The 19,605-nt window shown below is 46.3% G+C and carries 6 protein-coding genes; 4 read left to right on the top strand and 2 right to left on the bottom strand.

What is annotated here, in order from left to right:
* Nucleotides 1–519: 519 nt before the first annotated feature.
* Nucleotides 520–3,450 carry a tetratricopeptide repeat protein gene (locus OEM52_07165; GenBank protein MDK9699904.1) on the bottom strand — a complete coding sequence of 977 codons (2,931 nt, stop codon included), beginning with the start codon at nt 3,448–3,450 and terminating at the stop codon, nt 520–522.
* On the bottom strand, nt 3,447–12,392 hold the full coding sequence (locus OEM52_07160; protein MDK9699903.1) for a hypothetical protein: 8,946 nt from the start codon (nt 12,390–12,392) through the stop codon (nt 3,447–3,449). The genes OEM52_07165 and OEM52_07160 overlap by 4 nt, the downstream gene beginning before the upstream one ends.
* A gap of 504 nt (nt 12,393–12,896) precedes the next feature.
* Between OEM52_07160 and OEM52_07155 the strand changes: the two genes are divergently transcribed.
* From OEM52_07155 to OEM52_07140, 4 genes are all read left to right on the top strand, one after another.
* On the top strand, nt 12,897–13,157 hold the full coding sequence (locus OEM52_07155; protein MDK9699902.1) for a hypothetical protein: 261 nt from the start codon (nt 12,897–12,899) through the stop codon (nt 13,155–13,157).
* A gap of 552 nt (nt 13,158–13,709) precedes the next feature.
* A complete protein-coding gene (locus OEM52_07150) occupies nt 13,710–15,890 on the top strand; it encodes a sensor histidine kinase (GenBank protein ID MDK9699901.1) in 2,181 nt (726 codons plus the stop codon).
* A 2-nt stretch (nt 15,891–15,892) separates the two neighbouring features.
* Nucleotides 15,893–16,561 (top strand): response regulator transcription factor, encoded by a 669-nt coding sequence (locus tag OEM52_07145; protein MDK9699900.1) that lies wholly within the window; start codon nt 15,893–15,895, stop codon nt 16,559–16,561.
* 466 nt (nt 16,562–17,027) lie between these two features.
* Nucleotides 17,028–19,605, top strand: a 2,578-nt coding sequence (locus OEM52_07140; GenBank protein MDK9699899.1) for a hypothetical protein, incomplete at its 3' end; no start/stop codon positions are given.

Genomic DNA, 19,605 nt, shown 5'->3' with positions numbered 1-19,605 from the left:
CAAACCGAGTGAAAGTAGTGTGAGCGTTAGTATGCGTCGGAACATCTTTATGCCCCCCGGGTAATGCGAGAAGAATTGCAACAAGAAATCGGCAAAGCACATTCTTGACCTAATACAACAATGTGAGTTAAACATTGATTGGGATCAATAGTATCGTGTTGGCAATGTCGGATGGGCATTGTAGAAAGTGGTGGTAACATATCGCCAGATCGAATCACCAGTACCTCAGTTATCAGCAAAGTGTGATCAACAATGTTCGAGGTAGTAAGCAGTAACAGAATAGTAGTATCGAAACTGTCAAATGTCAAGCGAAATCGTTGAATTCTCAAACAACATTACACGCAATTGTATTTGTGAAAGCTGTAATTGTAGGTCACTTAGTTATGCGTATCGAAGCGTTCCTGCAAATCCAGTCAAGCAACAGCAGTGATCTTACACGGCTTGAACGCTGAACTGTTGATACAAATCTAATACAAACAATTGATAGCCTTCTCAATTGTGTCGTAGAAACGGTCAACGTTATCTACTGAGCGCTGCCAATTCCGCTTGTGCTTTTTTCTCCTCAATACTATTGCCGACTTCCTGATGAATGAGGATTGCATCAGCGTAGTATTTTCGCGATTTCGCTGTTTCCTGGGTTTTCTGATAGAGCCGGGCAAGATTTGTCAAAACAATGCCTTCCGACTTTCGCTCCCCGATTTCCCGATATATTTTACTGGCTGACAGGCAGGATGTTATGGCAGCATCGAGTTGCCCTTGATGTAGTTGAATCAGTGAAAGATTATTCCAAACCCGCGCTTCGCCATTACGATCCTGCAACCGGTGTGCGCGCTCCTGAACTTTCTCCAGTAACAGCGTCGAACGCTCGATTTCACCTTTGAGAAAACACATCCCAGCAAGATTCAACTCAAACAAGTTCAAGGAATACTCGTCCTGTAACTGGATGAACTGTTGAATTGCGCGCACGAAGCGCGCTTCCGCCTCTTCGTACTGCTTATCGTGCATGGCGATTAAACCGATATTACCGGTGGCGTGTGCGGCTGATTTTTCATCGTGAACTGTGTTCGAAACAGTAACGCATTCTTCATAGTAGGTTCGTGCTGCTTCAAAATCCCCGGTAACATAACAGAAATTACCCCACCGGTTGATTATCATTGCAGCGTCTTTTTTGAACCGATCACTCTGAACGAACAGCGACAATTTTGCGAGATGTACTTTTTGAGTTACGCGATCACCCAAACTATTTGCAATCGCTTCGGCAAGTTTCAGTAAATCGAATGCGTGAACGGCAAATTGATCATTCGGATCCATCGCTGTTTCCGGCAGCCACCGGAGTAACTTCTCATATAAGGTTGCCGCTTCCCGGTTATTGCCGCCGCGGCGAAGCCAGCGCAACGCGGTGATTCCATATTTCAACGATTTGCTTACTTCATTCGCGAGATGCCAATGTTCCGCCAGAATTCCCGCATTCATATCGCGGTCATTATCAAACAATTCTTCAATTGATTCCGCAGTTAAACGATGAAGCAAACTCCGATTATTCATTAACAAGGTCGAGTAGGCGACACTTTTTGTCGTCGTGAGTTTAAATTTGTACATCGCGTCGTGTAATGACGAAATGCTGCGGAGAAAATCACGAAAGACTAAGTCATTCAGTAATGGCGCGGCATTGTCGGAGAGCGACAACTTATTCTTTACTCGTTGAAACAATCGAAGAGAAAAGTCGAGTCCAATCACGGAGCATTGTTGCAAAGCGAGTTTGGTTTCCACCGGTAATCGATCTACCCTTGCTCTAACTAAACTGGTGATACTATTGGGTAGTTCGAGTCGCTTCGCCGACGGTTCAAAAATCCAGATACCATCGCGGTTGTATAATTCACCGGTCTCCAACCAATCGAGAATTAACTCTTCGGTAAAAAAGGGATTTCCGTGAGAAAAGTAATACACAATTCGTTGTGACTCGATAGGAATCTCTGTTGTAGATGAATTGGAAAGGTATCCTTGTAAGATTTCAGCAATGTGTTGGGTGGTTTGCTCTTCGGTGAGTGGTGGAATTGGAATTTCCTGAAAATTGACATACCCGGGATGTAGTTTAAATTCAATTGGTGTGCCATCATCTCGATCCGGTCGGTAGGTACCAAGGAAAAAAAACGGATTCTCCGTGTCGCTGTTTGCGACCAGAAATTCGAGCAGCTCCTGCGAAGAGGAATCTACCCAATGTAAGTCATCAAGGAAAAAGACGATGGGAAATTTTGTGTGAGCGATGATGAGAAAGCAATCGCGCAAGGCAAGCTTGATTTGTTCAATGCGAATCGAGTCGGGGATCGCTTCGAGTTCAGGAACCGGTAGTCCCAGTACATAGGACAAATAGGGAAACAACCGCGGTATGTTCGGATGCTTCTCGACGTCCGCTTGACGTAGAAATTCATCGAATACGAATTGGAAACGTTCTTGATCGGGTTTTTCGCTTGCAATGTGAAATAAGTCGCGCAAAATGCACGCCCACATGTAATAGGGCGACTGTGCGACCGACATCGTGTGTCCGTGTAGCAACAGGAAATTTTGTTCGGATTGCGTACGTTTCAGGAACTCAAACACCAATCGTGATTTACCTATACCGGGCTCACCCCGCAATCCAATCATGGTGTGTTTTACACCACCCCGCGGATTCAGTTCACGCTCGAAATGGAATTTGTTCCAATGTTCAAGCAGTGCCTTTAATTCTTCCGCATGGCCAACCATTGGTACATGCTGCATCCAAGACGTACGTTCCCAGCGCGCTTTATGAAGATCGCCATAGCCAATGACCCGGTATGCGTGTACCGGTTTTTCCAATCCCTTTACCAGAATGTCGCCTAAATTTTCCCAAAGGAAATAATCCTGTGTCGCTCGCACTACGGCATTGGTGGCTTGCACGGTATTAACTTCCGCCGTCGACTCCATGCGGGAGGCAATGTTCACTGCTGATCCCATCGCAGTATCGTGTCCCGATGGGTCGGGGCCAAACGTCACCCATCCGAAATTTATCCCACAGCGAGCGCCAATTCTCACCCCAAGTCCAGAAAGGGCATCATCAATGGTGGCTACCGCTTCCATGAGTTTCATGCCGCAACTAACGGCGCGATGACAATCATTTTCCGATGCCTGCCGAGCTCCGAACAGCGCCATGATTAAATCGCCTTCGTACTTATCGACATAACCGCCATGAAACTCAACAATCTTGTGTAACGTTGTCATTACCCCATCAGGCCCGTTCACGATTAAGTGAATCATCTCCGGGTCTTGCAATTTCTCCGACAACTGTGTAAATCCTTTTAAGTCAAGAAAGAGAATTGCGATCTCGCGCCGCTCACCCGGTAACATGCGCGGGGTCTGCGCTTCGCTTTTATCGGCAGAAGAATTCAGTTTTCGAAGTTGCGCCGTTAGCGACGCCATTAATGCATCGCTCATCGTACCGGGCCCTTTCGCGGTAACGACTCGGGTAGTGCAACCGCTTCGATTTCCGGTTGCGTATCGATTGTATCAATCGTGCCGCCGATAAATGCTTTCACGATGTAGAATCGTTTGCTGTTATCCCGGACGCCACTGGTATCTCGCCAGGTTAATTCATTCGTTCCTATAAGCGAGCTGCGCAGAACCCAGGGATTCGTCCATATGTCTCGGGAGTAAACGTTGTAACCCGATACGATAATCGGATACCCGCTTTGCGAACTGTCGACGCGTGTCCAATTGAGCATTGCATCATCGCCCGATCTTGTCACAATCAAGTTGCGCGGAGCGGCGGGTGGATCATTGGTGGCAATATCAAAATTGGTGTTACTGGTATCGCCATCGGTAGTAAACCAATCGGAGACAATCCGGATTCGTGTGGTTGTAGATAGCGCGCCGCTTACAGTCCAGACTTCCATACTATCGTTGGGAGTCGAAGCAAAGAGGGTTTCCCAAGTCCCAGTTGGATAACTTCGATTGATTTGGATGGACACCAACCCACCGCGAATGTTATTGCTCCAGCGAATTGTGTCTAATTGCCCAAGTAGTAACCGCTCACCACCATTAGGATGTGTGATAACCGGTTGTAGTCCGGAATTGACGATTGACCATTTTGCAAGATGGCTCAAGGAACTCAACTGGAACCGGTATGAGCTAATGGCACCGGTATCACGTACGATGGTTCCTCCGGACTGGATGACCCAATCGAGCCCATCGTTATCCGAATAAGCAGCCCGTAAAGGTGGATACACGGTTACCGGATCGCTAATGCCAAGCGGAACGTCTGCCGCGGCGAATCGTAAAGCTAAACTGGCATTCTGGAATTGTTGCGACGATGGAGATGTCATCCAGAACCGGCGAATCGTTCGATCACTCACCAACGCATCGGCAGCAATCATTGTATAGCAGAGTAGTATCGAATCCGGATTGGCATAACCATTCAATTGGGTTGGGAACGAGACCTCGATTGGTGGAAGATTATTCGAGGAAACATCGAAAGGAATCGTCGGCGTCCAAGCGAGTAAATGGTTCGTTCCGGCATTCGGATTGTAAACAGTCAGCTGAGACGCAGACCAAGGATAATTCGTTAAACTGAACGGGAAGTCAGAGGTGTCATAGACTGCCGGATTGCTCAAACTGCGAATACGTACTTTTGCGCTGATAGAACTATTGCCGGTGGGAATCCATGCGACAGAGCCGGTGTTCGATTGATTGGCGAACAGCGTCTCCCATAGACCAGTAACCGTTCGCCTGAGATCAACAGCTACATTTCCTGTGATGTTGTAAGGTGTCCATCGAATCGTATCGGGTAAACCGAAGTAGAATACTTCACCATCATTCGGTCGCGATACTGTCATCATAGAATTTACGATCCGGAATTGGTTATCCGACCAATCCTCGATTCCATAATAGGTATCGACAATATGGATGTATGCGCTGTCGGTCAGCGTTCCCGTCGGTGTCCAGATAAAATAGCCACGCCGGGTTGGGATGGTGTCCACAGCGGAAATCACTTCCTCGGTTCCATTCACACCATGTCGCATCAGGAACAATGAGGCAGTGCTGGTGTAGGTTGCCGTCCACCGGATTGTATCCGCTCGATTCAACAACAGCACTTCCCCACCATTTGGGTGGGTAAGAGTTAACGCACGGTCTTGTATCGAAAAACTACCATCCGATGTATCGGCGGCATCGACATATGACGCAGGAATTATCGCGACACGAGCGTTGGTTGTTGTGGTTCCAGTTGGTGTCCACGGTAAGTAACCCTGTGAAACCGGTACACTAATTCCATTGGGAACAGTCACCCACGGCGGATTGGGATAGTTGCGGGTAAATTTAATTTGCACATTTCCGGTAACGTCGCGCGAAGTCCAACGAATCGTGTCTTCAACATTCAATGTTACAATCTCACCACTGTTCGGATAGGTAATCCGAACCGCTCGCCGGTAGATTTCGAAATTCGCATCCGAAGTGTCACCGGTTGTTGGCGTTGTTACCGAACGAATTCGGATTCTACCATTTGTCGTTTCGATGCCGCTTATTGACCACGCTTGTTTTCCATCGTTCACCGTGTTTGAGAAAAGCGTTTCCCAATTTCCGGTGGGATAATTTCGTTTCAGTTCAATTGACACATTACCCGATAGTGTTGGTGCGCTCCAGCGAATTGTATCGGTAACACCAATTCGCAAGGATTCCGCACCATTGGGATATGTTACTGTAACAACCGATACTGCACCGGGGTTTCGAATAACGGTCGCTGCATTACTGGTATCGCCATCGGTAGCAAACAGCTCTGAGAAAATCCGGAACCGGGCATTACTGGTTACTGCTCCCGACACCACCCAATTCTCCAACGAATCATTGGGTGTATTGGTGAGTATAGTCTCCCAGTTGCCTGAGGGGTAATTGCGATTCAATTGGATTGTTACCAATCCACCCCGAATCGAATTGTTCCAACGGATCGTGGTTGTTGTGCCAATAACAAGAGTGTCGTTACCATTCGGAGTAGTAAGTACCGGTTGCATTCCATCGGTGGTTAATGCCCATTGTGACATGTGATTCAATCCGGTAAGGTTATACTGGAATGTATTGCCATCAGAGCCTTGATTATCGACCGTGCAACTGCCGCCCGGTTCAAAAATCCAAGTCAAACCTCCATCATTTGAATAGACCGAGATCAGCCGTGGATTCGCATTAACAGGATCGCTTAAACCGGCAGGTAAATCCGATCGTTGGAAGCGTAAAGTTAACTCTGCATTCTGAAAATTTTCTGAGGATGGTTCGATATCCCAATATCGATTGATCCGTTTGGTCAACTCGTCAGAATCAATACGGCGATAGGACAAACTAACCGTATCGGGATTCGCATGACCGGTTCCTTGGTGGGGAAATGTTACTTCCAGTGGCGGGCGATTCCCGGTTGTAGCATCAAATGGAACTGCTGGCGACCATTCGTTTTGTAAGTTCCCAAGATTCGGATTACGGGCAAGAAATGCCAATAACCAACTGTAGTTTTCAATGTTAAAAGTATAATCGGAGGTGTCCCAGACCGCTGGGGATTCTAACGAGCGAATTCGAATTTTGGAATTCTGATTTGCTACCCCGTTTGGTGTCCAAAAGGCAACGCCGGTATTCCGGGTTGAGGGTACGATATTTTCCCATTGTGCAGTGTATCCCCGGCGAAGATCGATGGCGACCAGACTATTATCGCTTAGATTCAAGGAATTCCAACGGATAGTATCCTGCAGACCGAAGTAAAAATGTTCACCGTCGTTGGGACGGGTGACTGTTATCGTAGAACTGACGATTCGGAATGGTGTATCGGACCAATCATCTACTCCAAGATTTGGATCGACGATATAGATGTACGAATTGTCTGAGAGTGGAGCGGTTGGTGTCCAGTAACAATGGCCATCCAGCGAGGATACGTTTGATGCAATCAGTTCAAGATTGACCGGATCGACACCATGCCTGCTGAGATAAATATCGAACCGGGTCGGATACGTCATACTCCAGCAAATCGAGTCCGGTCTTCCCACGACGATTTGTTCCCCGCCATCGGGATAAGTAATGTTCACTTGTCGATTGAGGATACTGAAGTTACCAACCATCGTATCGGCAACTTCCGGATTTGATAACGGAACAATAGCGATACGCGCATTCTCGGTTACTGCTCCCGTCGGTGTCCACAAAAAGATGTGGTTCGTTGCTGGACGATTCGCTGCAATCGTTACCCAAACCGGACTGGGGTACGCACGATTCAATTTGATATTGACAAAACCGGTAATGCGCTCATCGAACACCAACTGGATAGTATCAGGTTCACCGAGAAAAAGCGTATCGGAGGGTTGAGGTAAATATATCGGATGAATGATGGCGAATGACTGACTTATATAGTCATATTGTGTCTGTTCGAGCGATGATATCCGGAACCGAACTGCAATATTTCCCGGGTCGCTATGGGCGGGAACGACCCAATTCTCATACCCATCATTGGGAATATTCTCGAAAAGGGTTTGCCATTCGCCTTCCGTGGGGTAACTCCGCTTCATCTCTATTCGCACATTACCAGACAAGCCCGTGGGTAACCACTGAATCGGTTCTGACATCCGTGTCCGCATTTCGTTATGCGGATTAACTAATTCCAATACTCGTCTAACATTGTCCCACGCAATTCTTCCCGTGGTAAACGTACTGCCGAGATGGGAGATTTTCAAGCCTCCGAAGTAATTCGTGTACAGTGCAGATGAGTCAAGGATGAAGACATACTCACCGGTATTCGGAACGCTATCGCGAACAAGGCTCCAATTGTAACCGGGATATGTTCCACCATTGAAACGTTCTACTCGAACGAAGCCACCCAAGTTCGACTGCCAACGCAGCGTATCGGGATAGCCCCAGTAAATAGTATCAGACGGGGAATGACCGATTAAATTGAAATAGGGATTCTCGATGCGAATGTTACTATTGCAACTATCGATGAGCGATGATGGATAACTTTCGGATACGACTCGAATCCTTGCAATCCAAAAAGATGGTTGTAGTGGATCTAACGAATCGACACTTACGTTCCAAAGAAAACTCCCTGTCGATGGAAGATGTTGTGCAATCGGAGTACCACCGACCGAGGTAATGGTTTGCCAATCTCCTTCGGGATAGTGATAATTCACTTCCAAACGAACAGATCCCGGCAGGTTGCTTGACCACTGAATATTATAGGGAGAACCGCCAATTAATGTCTCGCCGCCGCTGGGATTAACTAACGTAAGTGAAGATTCAAACAACGAAAATTCACTTGTACTTGAATCGCGCAAGCTGGGGAATTCAAGAGATGATATTCGCACGCGAGCATGTGTTGTTGCTGAGCCAGGGTCTGGTCGCCATAAATGCTGTTGCATCGTTGGAGAATTGTTAGCAGCTAAAGTTTGCCAGTTTCCATTTGGGTAATTTTGATTCCATTCAACCCGAATCGATTGGTATCCTGATACATTGTACTTAACAGTATCTATTTGCCCGATAAGTAGTGTATCGCCTCCAACCGGTTTTCGTAACTTAACAGCAGAGGGCTCATCGACACCACATGCCGGAGTAACCGGATTCCTAAGCGAACTGTCGATATCGGTTAGTACCCAGCTTAGCGATGCACCGCGATACAGCGCCGGGCTGTCGGGAGAAAGGCGGTAATCAAGGTTAGGTCCGTAAGAGTAGATGCGAGGATCGCCGTTACATGAGTTCGCATCGCGCGAAGTTGTTTGCCAACTCGACCATGGAATCAGGGTTTCCGGATTGTAAATATTCACGGCGGCACCGCCACCAACTGGATTGGGAACATACACGACATTGTGATCGATGATACCGCTTTGCCAAGCTTCAAGATATATCACGTGGAGACGTTGCGGTGTGAAAGCACTACGACTCGCATTGATGAAAATGTTGTTACGAATCGCTCCAATTTGCGCTCTTACACAAGCCGACCCGAAAGCAGAATCGCACTCTAAGACAACCGTGTTATGCGCAAGATCTGCCGTTCCTTCGGAATAAATCCCATAAACCCGAAAATCGGATGCTTGGGCATTGTTTCGTAAATCGTACACGACATTATTGGCAATCTGAACTTGACAATTAAGAAAAACGTTGATTCCCATAACCTTACCGGTTCCAGAGGCAACGGTAAGATTGTGAATCCGGTTTCTTAGAAATTGGCCGCCTTGAACATCATAAGAGGCGTGTATCCCATTAACAGAATTATCGGTTGACATCGTGACATTTCGGATATCACAATCGCTTACCGTAAAACCAAATTGTTTATGAGCGATAATGCCGGTACCGATACTTGATGTATAGCCGAAAATTGTGCGGTTTGTGCTAGAAATATTGGTGGTCGTTGAACCGATGACGTTATTCGAATCGCGGCTAATTATACCTTCCAATCGAGCGCCAACATTGTAGCCGGAAACTTTAAGGTTCAAGAATTGATTAAACGAGTTAGAAGGTTCGCTGTCATTCGAGTGATTCGATAGTATTGCAACTTGATCGTCGGCTCGCCGAGTTGCTGACATCGTACTATTTACAATGGTTATGTGAGACGCACCGTTTTTTAGATGAAATGCGTAGCGTGATTGCGCTGCCAAATCCGAAATATTAACACCGTCAAACGTTACCCAATTGGCGCCAGCAAGCTGTACCACATCGTCAAAAGTTGTTTGCGGGACGATGGTTGCATCGTGACTCGAACATCGGAATACAACCGGATTACTGGGGCTCGATCCGAAGAGAGCTGGAATGATCAAATTTTCATTGTATATACCCGGACGAACGTTAAATGTTACTCCACCACTTCCGACACCGATGGAAGTTAAATCGTTTAACGCACTGTTAAACGTGGCGTGCGCCATATCCCCAATCTCAAACTCACCGCTTAAACCGGGATGTATTGAAAATTCACGTGGGGCAGATATATGCATTGTGCCCGGAGGAATACTATACTCCGCAACTCGCCAATAATACGTCTGTCCCAATGTTAGAAAATTGGTCGCGGAGAAATACGAATCGGTTATCTGTTCCGCAATTCGTGCCGTTGGATTCTGATTCATTACATCTGAAAGCGATGTTGAGAGAAAAACATCATAGGTACTTAGGCTGCGTTGCATCCAGGAGAGTTGTAATGTATAGGGAATCTGCTCGGCGTGGTCAATCGGCGACATCAACTCAGGATACCCCGTGCTCCCCATTTGCGCTTCAAACGACCAAATCGGTCCCGAAGATTCATTCGCGCCGTACTTGGCGACAACGCGCCAATACACCCGTTGCATACCGGTAAAGGAACCGGGGTCGAATGTTGTATCGGGGATGTTGGAGGCAACTTTCATCCGGGGTGGGTTTGTCATTCCATAGTACACGTCGTACCCGGTCGCACCGACACAACGTCCCCATTGTAATCCGCAATTAATTACACCCGATCCCTCGTCGGCTGGAATAGGGTTGGACGGAATCGGTAAACCTGTTGTGAATTGCCAAATTGGACCATAGGTGGTTCCACTGGCATTCCGGGCAACGATTCGCCAATAGTAGGTGGTTTCCACCGACAATGTCGGTGCGGAGAAACTCGTAATCGGTTGATTTGTGGAAACCAATGTTGTTGGTGGATTATTTGTGGCGAGATACACATCGTATCCCGTGGCATTGGTTGCACTCCAACTTAAAGAGAGATTCGTGAAGGGCTGGTTGGTGGCGTTATTTATTGGGCTTGGCGTTGCCGGTAAACCGGGTTGTGGTCCGGTTAGTTTCACGACTCGTCCAGGAACCGGGTAGGTTGAATTGTAAACGATCTGATTGCCTACCGTACCCAGTCCATTCTCGATGCCAATCGTTGCACTGTTATTTAGTGTACCTACCGAATCGTATTGAAAGAGAATGGAGCCATCAAGATTCAGAATTACTTCAAATTGAAAAATCCCGGTGCCAGAAAAATGCGGGGTTCGCCAGGCCACGACCAGTTGATTTGCATTAATCGTTTGATATTTGAGATAGCTGTTTGTTGCAGTCGTCAACCGTAAATCATCCCAATAAGGGGCAATCAAGGCATTGGGAATGGCAGTGGCGGGAATTGTCGTGTTGATATGCTGGGTTGTTGTTGTCGTGGTGTCTAAAGTGAGCCACCCATTGGTACACACTTTGAAATGAGTATAGGTTGTCCCGTAGTAGTTGAAGGGGAAACCGATTTGTATTGCGCGCGACGTCGAATCATCCCCGGCGGTATACACTGTTGTACCAGTGGAGGAAAGGTCAATCCACTGATAGGAGGGACCACCAACATCCAGATTATCACTCCATCGATATCCATAACTATCGGGGCTTTTCGTGGTAAATGACCAAACCGCTCCAGCATTTGTTGTCGAACCATTCGTCGCAACGATTCGCCAGTAATAGGTTGTTCCTTCTAATAGATCTGTTGCTACGAAGGATGTCCCCGGCTGATTGAAAGAGATCATGGACATCGGTGGATTTGTGGTTCCGAAGTACACGTGATAGCCAGTAGCATTGTTTGCAGCGACCCAACTAAGAGTTGGACTTAATCGAACATTATTGGATGCGTCGGTCGGAGCTGGGTTCGTCGGTACACCAAGAAAATTCGGGTCGGGATATATCCGAACTGCCCGATTTGTAGCCACATAAGCCGCATTATAGACTACTTGCAATCCAGTTGTTCCGGTCGAGTTTTCGATGCCGATGGTGGCACTATTTACCGGCGTTCCAACGGTATTGTACTGAAAACGGATTTCTCCGCTGGGATGTAAAATTGCCTGAAAATCAAAAGTTCCGGTTCCTCCGGATTGCGCAGTCGAGCCTAACCAACTGACAACCAGATTGCCACTAACATTTTGGTAACGAACATTGTTGGAGATTAGATCGTCCCAAAACGGCGCGATGATATTATTCGGTACCGTAGCATTCGGTAGTGTGGAATTCGTATAGGAGGTACTAGTTTCGCTGGCATTCAATGTAATCCAACCATTTGTACAAACACGAAACTGGGTATAACTCGTCCCGTAAAAAGGAAAACTAAATCCTATTGGCAGAGCAAGAGAAGTTTGATCGTCGCCTGTTATTCCACAACTTGTACCGGTAGTAGAAATGTCAATCCAACCATACGTCGGACCGGTCGGCTCTCCATTGTTGTCGATCCAGCGGTACCCGTATCCATCGGGACCACCAATGGCATCTATCACGGGAGGATTGGAAGCAGGTGGCGGAACTGCGTCGAGAGTGAAGTTCCCGTCTTTGTCTCGGGGGTACTTCTCTGTGTTCGCTAAAACAGGCACAACAAATGTTCCGACGGTAAGCAGAGCAAGTAGGACAAAAATCAATGTGCGGATACTGCAGTATGTGTGGGATCGCATTGGATCTCCTACGATGATTAGGAACGATACAACAAATCTGTTGTTTTTATATATGAAGAATATAAATGTTGTTACGATTGTGTAGAAGGATGATGAATGGTTTTGAGAAAAAACATGTGAGTAATGTCACAATCTTTAGTTTGTGAGTATGGGTGTCTTTGCCCTTTCGGGGTATAGGGATCATCCAATTCAATAATGTGAACAATACTAAAGAAGAAAAAATGTGTAAGTGATCTTTAACGTCGAACTCCACGAAGACGCTTTACGGTTCTATATTCAAAACTTATAGGAAAGAATCCGAACGTCAACACCCGATGTAAAAAAATCGATGTTGAAAAAGTGTATTGAGAGAATCGAGGTAGACCACGAAGCCCAAGGGATACGATTCTATACAAGGAAAACTACAGCTGTTGCACCGGAATTGGCAGATCTTTTCGGGAAACGCAAACCGCTTAATATGGCATCCACAAAAGTAGTGAGTGCAACTCGTAGCGGGGGTCTAACTTGTTCACCATTTCGTCGGCATACTTGCAATTGGTTTTGTTGTCGGTATTGCAGGCGGGAACGCGGATCACCGGCGAGCGCATTGAACAGCGGTCGAGTGAAGAATTTGCGCTGATCAAAGCGGAAATCGCCGAGTTAAAGGAGATGCATACGGAACTGCATACATTGGTCAAGGGGTTGGGGAAGGGGAAGGAAACGACCACCCATCACTTCCAATTGTTTTACGACTGCTTCGACACCCCGATTGAATGTTTCCATTAGGCGATTACCTTCCCAGTCCACATTAAATGTGTTACCCCCGAACCGACTTTCAGTTCTCGCGCAGAGAAGATTTAAAATGGATTCCCTCCCAACCTGCGGGGAACCGTAAAGCAACAAAAGCTGTTTTTTACCGACCAATGGGTTAATGACATCAACGATATCCCGATGGAACAATTTTCGGTGCCGACTGTGTTCATGGTTTCTCTCGAAAAACCCATGTGATATATTTGCTGCGCTATACGCAACTTACTGCTAAACGGATAGTGTATTATATTCTTCAAAGCCAATCAGAAGGAGGTTTATGTCGAGAGTATCTACAAAAGCAACAGAAAAACTAACAGGTCTTCCGGCGAAGAACCTTGCATCGTCTTCCCTGCGCTTGCTTCGGAGCAATAATGGCAAGATCAAAGAATCGGTCATGCGAGTATTGGTAACAAAATCAAACATGGCACCAATTGGCTCTCGCTGTCAAATCAAATTTAAATTGAATCAATTGTCGTTGATAATGAAAAGCGTATTGTATAAATTGTGTGTACAGTCTGGAAAAAAACTTTGCTAACTCTCAATTTATACCATCCAACTCGGACAATCTGCTTACTGCTCGGATTGCAAGTTTGCCTGCTACTACTCGCAAGCTGTACACGTACTTCGTCCACTCATCCCGGGGCTTATCCCTATCTAATCAAAGAACTCGATAAATACAACACATCTCTTACAAACGCTGAGTTTGTCGATTGGGATGGCGATAGTAAGAAAGAAATTCTCCAAGCCTTTTTTAAACCAACCAATACTATCCTTTATCTTCAAATCGTCGATGAAACCTCCAAAGTCATAGAGAGCCCCAACAGTTATGTTTTGCTTTGGCAGAGCGCCACTGGACAAAGGAACGATTCGATTACTTACAATCTTGTTTCTCCGATCCCACTTGAAAACGAGAAACCGATTCTATTTTTGACGAAATTTGATGTCGGTAAGCGCATACAGCTTCTCGCTTTCGATCCTCGCTCGAAGTCCTTTTCTTACCCGACAATCGCTTTTCAGGCAGATTGTCCGGATTCTGTTCCATCCGATAAATGGACGTATGACCTTTCTGCCCCACACCAGCTTTCCAGTGATAGAAAGACTTACCACTGGGGAATGACGAATTACTACCCACGACAAATTCCCCGCGAATTGTACCTGCTCGATTCAATTCACCCACTCAAAAAAAGGTTCACTTTTCAAACCGGCAATCACTTATCATTCGCACAAGCGATTGATCTTGATAACGATGGAGCCGATGAATTTCTGGTCAACTTCAATTCCGACTTCACCGGGTTTGATGTAAATGGTTATAGCAGCAACTTCGGATACTTTGCAGCATTGCGATCTGATGGTTCATTACTGTGGAGTGTCAAACGGGACATCGGCGGCGGTTCCTGTCGGTTCGCTGTGAGGAAGTCACCACGCCTTCGTCTTTACGCATACCAAAATGTTGCAAACTACAGTCCGACCATCCACTACAATGTGTGCGAGTTGGAGCCCACGAGTGGAAGAATTCTTCGAGAATACCGCGGCAATGGGAGCATTGCGATTCCAACTATCGTAACAGATTCACTGCGCTTTGGCATAGAAGTAAACAAGAAGAATGCGACTGCGCGATGGCTAACCGAGCGCTTTGCGCCGATGCCGGAAGTTGTTACACTTCCAAACCTTGCCAGCGTTGCAGCGGAGCGATTTGTGCCCGGTAAAGGATTACCGACGATACTGTTCGGATACTCGGGTTCGACAAGTATTCCGCATCATTTGCTTGATGAGGACTTACAGCCGGTTGCAATAACTCATTACACGATTCAACGTTACCAGTCTCACGCCGCAAACGATACGATTCAGCGCTTCGTTCAAAGTCAAGATAGAACAATTTTTATCGGTTACGACCGGAATAGACTGTATGCATTACTCTATTTAGAGCATAACCCATATTGGTGGTTCGTTCGGTATCGCTGGGATTTGATTATCGCCGGTATTGCGTTTGGGCTCGGAGGAGGAGGATACTTCGGTCTTCGTTTCTTACAAAAGAAAAAGTTGCATCAGCAAGCGCAGAAACGAATCCACGCCTTGACAATAGAATTGCTGCGAGCAGAAGAGAACGAGCGGAAGAGAATTGCAACCGATCTGCACGATACAGTCGCTCAGGAATTGCTCGCACTACAATTCGACATCATGGATATTCAAGGAGCTGACAATCGACAGGTAAGTAGTATATCGAAGAAGATAAAGAAAATCACGGAAGAAGTTCGCGATATCAGTCACCAATTGCTTCCAACAGATTTAGAAAAGCGCGGTTTGATAAAATGCATTGCGAGTTATTCCGAAGATTTTCAATTGAGGACCGGTATTGTTGTCTCTTGTAATGTTTCGTTAAGGAGTCCGGTCGAAATTTCGAATGAAATTTCACTCACGATTTTCCGAATCGTACAAGAAGCGCTGACGAATATTCGAAAACATGCCGAAGCAAAGTCGGTAATGATCATGATGCGACTTGATATGGAACGGCTGTATGTCACCATACAGGACGATGGAAAGGGTTTCGATACCGCTGTGAGAATTCCCGAAGCGATGATAGCGAAACGAATGGGGTTGGTCGGCATTCGCGAGCGAATGAAGATGATCGGAGGAGTGTTGTCTATCGAATCGCAAGTCGGAAAAGGAACTGTCGTTTCTATTGAAATCCCGTTGCACCAGGAGAATTAAAAATGAAAGTGCCGCAAAAAGTATTTCTCGTAGATGACCACCCCTTGTTTCGGGAAGGTCTCAGGTCGCGTTTGTCGAGGGATGCGCGATTCCAGATTGTCGGTGAAGCGCATACCGCCGAGGAAGCAAATAGAAGAATTTTGGAAACGAAACCCGATATTATCACCCTCGATATTTCGCTGCCGGGGAAGGATGGGTTGGAGTTTGCTCAAGAGCTCCGATTTCTGAACAAAGAAATCAAGATTCTGGTTATAACATTTCTGAAAAAGGTCGATACCATTCAACTGGTGTTTCAAGCGGGTGCAAATGGCTATTTATGTAAAGAGTCCGCCGCGGAGTGGTTGATTATTGCGTTAGAAGATGTTGCGAACAACCAACATTTTCTGGATCGGACTTTACCACCTGAGTTTGTCCGGAGATTAATGTCTGGACTAAAGCCACCAGAGAAAGAACCCCCGATTGACCAGGCTTACAATGCATTACCTAAACGCGCGAAAGAGATATTTTTTCTTGTTGCGGATGGAAAGTCAACCGCTGAAATCATGGAAGCACTTTCCATCAGCGACAAAACCGTGAGAAATTATAAGACAGCTATCTTTGATAAGCTACATATAAAGTCGGCTGTAGATGCAAACAGGTATGCCATCAAAATCGGCTTAATCGATTCTTGAAAAGTAGTAGCTCAATCATTTCTCCGAAATGTCCCGGCAGCTTCCATAATGTCCCGGTAACTTCCGAAAAGTCCTATTTATTGGCAACCGCTACTTTTTCTAACTTTAAGAGTATGTGGTACTCCGCTATTCTTGCGTCTTCGGCCACGACTGATCTCGGTATGCTAACCAACACGAAACACGTTGTTTAGTATACAACTCGGGTATGACTATTTTTTCAGTTTTTAATGTGGTTCGCTTTTGGCGTCGAATAGTCGACATCGTGATGAGACCACAGACAGAAGCCCAACGTCTGCGAAAGCCGATCCTTGCTTTGAATACACCGACTCTCCTATCACACAGGAACGGATTGACTGCGTTGCAACGGAATGTAAGTTTCTCTCTGCAAGAAACCGATCCCAAGGAAACTTGTTACTGAATGAAAACAAGAATGGGGATGATTAACCACCAACTCTCCGGAGGAACTATGTGTAGAGTCAGCACTATCTGTAAGTATGGTTTGCTTGTGCTTACAATCATCGCGTTGCTGTTACCAATTGTAGCTGTCGAAGCGCAAGACAGCTTGAATGTCATCAAATTCGGTGGAATTGTATATCCAACTGGTACTGAAAACTGTAGAGATCTCGTAATACAAGGAAATTACGCGTATATCACTTGCTCAGGTGTTGGCACGCCAAGTCGGGGTGGTGTTAGTATTGTCGATATTTCGAATTTTCGAGCGCCGGTAGAAGTCGCTTTTATCGAACACAGGTATGCTGCGGGAATCGTAGTACAAGGGGATCTTTTATGCGTTGGGATTGCTCTCTACTCCAACAACTTCTTCACTTACAACATATCCAATCCCTTGTCACCGGTATTGCTTGGCTCAGCGAACATTGGGCATGGGGTTCGGATGGCGATACAAGGTAATTTCGTGTACGTTGCCGAAGCGGGATTTGGAATTGGCGTAATTGATGTTAGTAATCCCGCAACTCCGGTTTTACGAGGAACCAATCGATTAGGTGATGTGTCAAACGATGTCGTCGTTGACGGTAACTATGCATACGTTACCGATGGTCATCAAGGAGTACAAATCGTTGATGTCAGTAATCCCGATAATCTGGTTGTAGTTGGTAGGGCACCGGTTACCCATAGTGGATACTACCGAAACCTTACTAAAAATGGTAATCGAGTTTATGTTGCCGACAACTGGCAAGGTCTTCATATCGTCGATGTCTCTAATCCCACAAGTCCTTCCGAGATCGGATTCTATCACATCAATCAAGAAGGAGCCCACGATGTTACGGTCGAGTTTCCTTTTTGCTATGTTGGAACGCACCATATCGGCATTCGGGTGTTTGATGTCAGCAATCCCGCAAGTATTGTTGATGTTGGTCACTATACGAGTGCTGGACACACACAATACGGAATGTTTGTAAGAAATCGCGTCGTTTACTCATCCGAAATCGAACGATTCACCGTTTATGGACACACACCGTTTCCCTTGTTTGTCACACACCCGACTGGTGGGGAGAACCTATTGGTTGGTCGAGCAGATTCGGTTACTTGGTCGCAAACCGTGGCAAGTACCGGAAACGTATTCATCGAGATGGATGTGAACTATCCAAGTGGAAACTGGTTGCCGCTTGGTTCTGCTACTGCGAGTGCGCAGCGATTCGATTGGATTCCACAATCGCAACATCGTACAACTAACGGTCGAATCCGGGTGCTTTCGCAAACCAATCCACAAATCGGCGATACCAGTGGTGCCGATTTTGTTATTTATGGCGACTACTTTTATACGGACAATTTCAACGATGGTAACTTCTCGACCAATCTAACATGGAACGTATTGAACCAGGGACAACCGGGAACGGTAAACATACTGCAAACCGGCGGCAGGTTCGGCACTCCCGGTCTGGAAATGTATTGCAATAACGTTGATGGATGGGGTACAATGTTGTACACTCCAGTGAGTTTACCGAGCGAATTCATCGCTGAGTTTTGGTTTCATAAACGGGTGCCAACCTTTAGCATTCCCCATCTCGGATTTTCACAAGGTATCCCGAGTGTCATTCCCAACAACTTAGGATTTAATACGAAAATCAATTTTAACAACCAAACGAACTTATGGGAACTCATTTTATACAACAACTCTACGGTACTGAATACCACCGTCGTTATCTACCCCGACCGCTGGGTGAAATTACGAATGCAACGATTTGCCAATGGTGTGTGGACGGTGACATGGGACGCCGACGGTGAGAATCAGCTCTCGCGCAATGGGAACGACAATCTGACGAATTTATCGGATTTATCGTTGTTTTTAACACCCAATGGATACTATGATATTCTTGGCGGCTTCATCGTCGACGATATTACTATTCGCGGTTCGCGGATGATCGACGTAGTATCGCCGAATGGCAATGATACCCGATTCGTCGGTTATGCCGAAACGATTTATTGGAGTTCGTTGGGTAACACCGGAAACGTCTCGATTGAACTCGACCGTAACTACCCATCTGACTCATGGGAAACCATCGAAACGAGTACGATAGACGATGGAGAATTCGTATGGACGCCGAGCCAACCAACGACAAATCATGCCCGGATTCGCATACGTTCAGTTGTGAACACAGTAATTGGCGATACTTCCGACGCGGATTTCTCGGTCTACATGCCGATTTTGTCGACGAATCGGGAGATCGTAGCGTTTGGTCAAATACGCCAGAAAACCACCGATTCATTGTTGGTGTCAATATCAAATCCCTACGGTCAACCGTTCACCTTTCAAACGACGTCGCTTGATTTTGGAGCGCAGTTTTCAATTCGGATATCGAACACTTTGCAAACGATTTCGCCCAATGATTCCTTGTGGATATGGGTAAAGTTTCTACCCGACTCGCTATTCGAGTACATAGATACGTTGCGAGTTACTTTTGAAACGCCCTATCAAGCGGTAACCATTCCGCTTGAAGGCACCGGAGTTGGCAAACACGTGTACTTAGCAACCTCTTCGCTAAGTTTTACTAATCCACTCGAACCAACGCCAATCGATATGGATC

This window comes from bacterium (assembly GCA_030247525.1).
GTDB lineage: Bacteria > Electryoneota > JAOADG01 > JAOADG01 > JAOADG01 > JAOTSC01.
The sequence above is the reverse complement of the archived record's forward strand: the minus strand, read 5'-3'. Positions and strand labels throughout refer to the sequence as shown.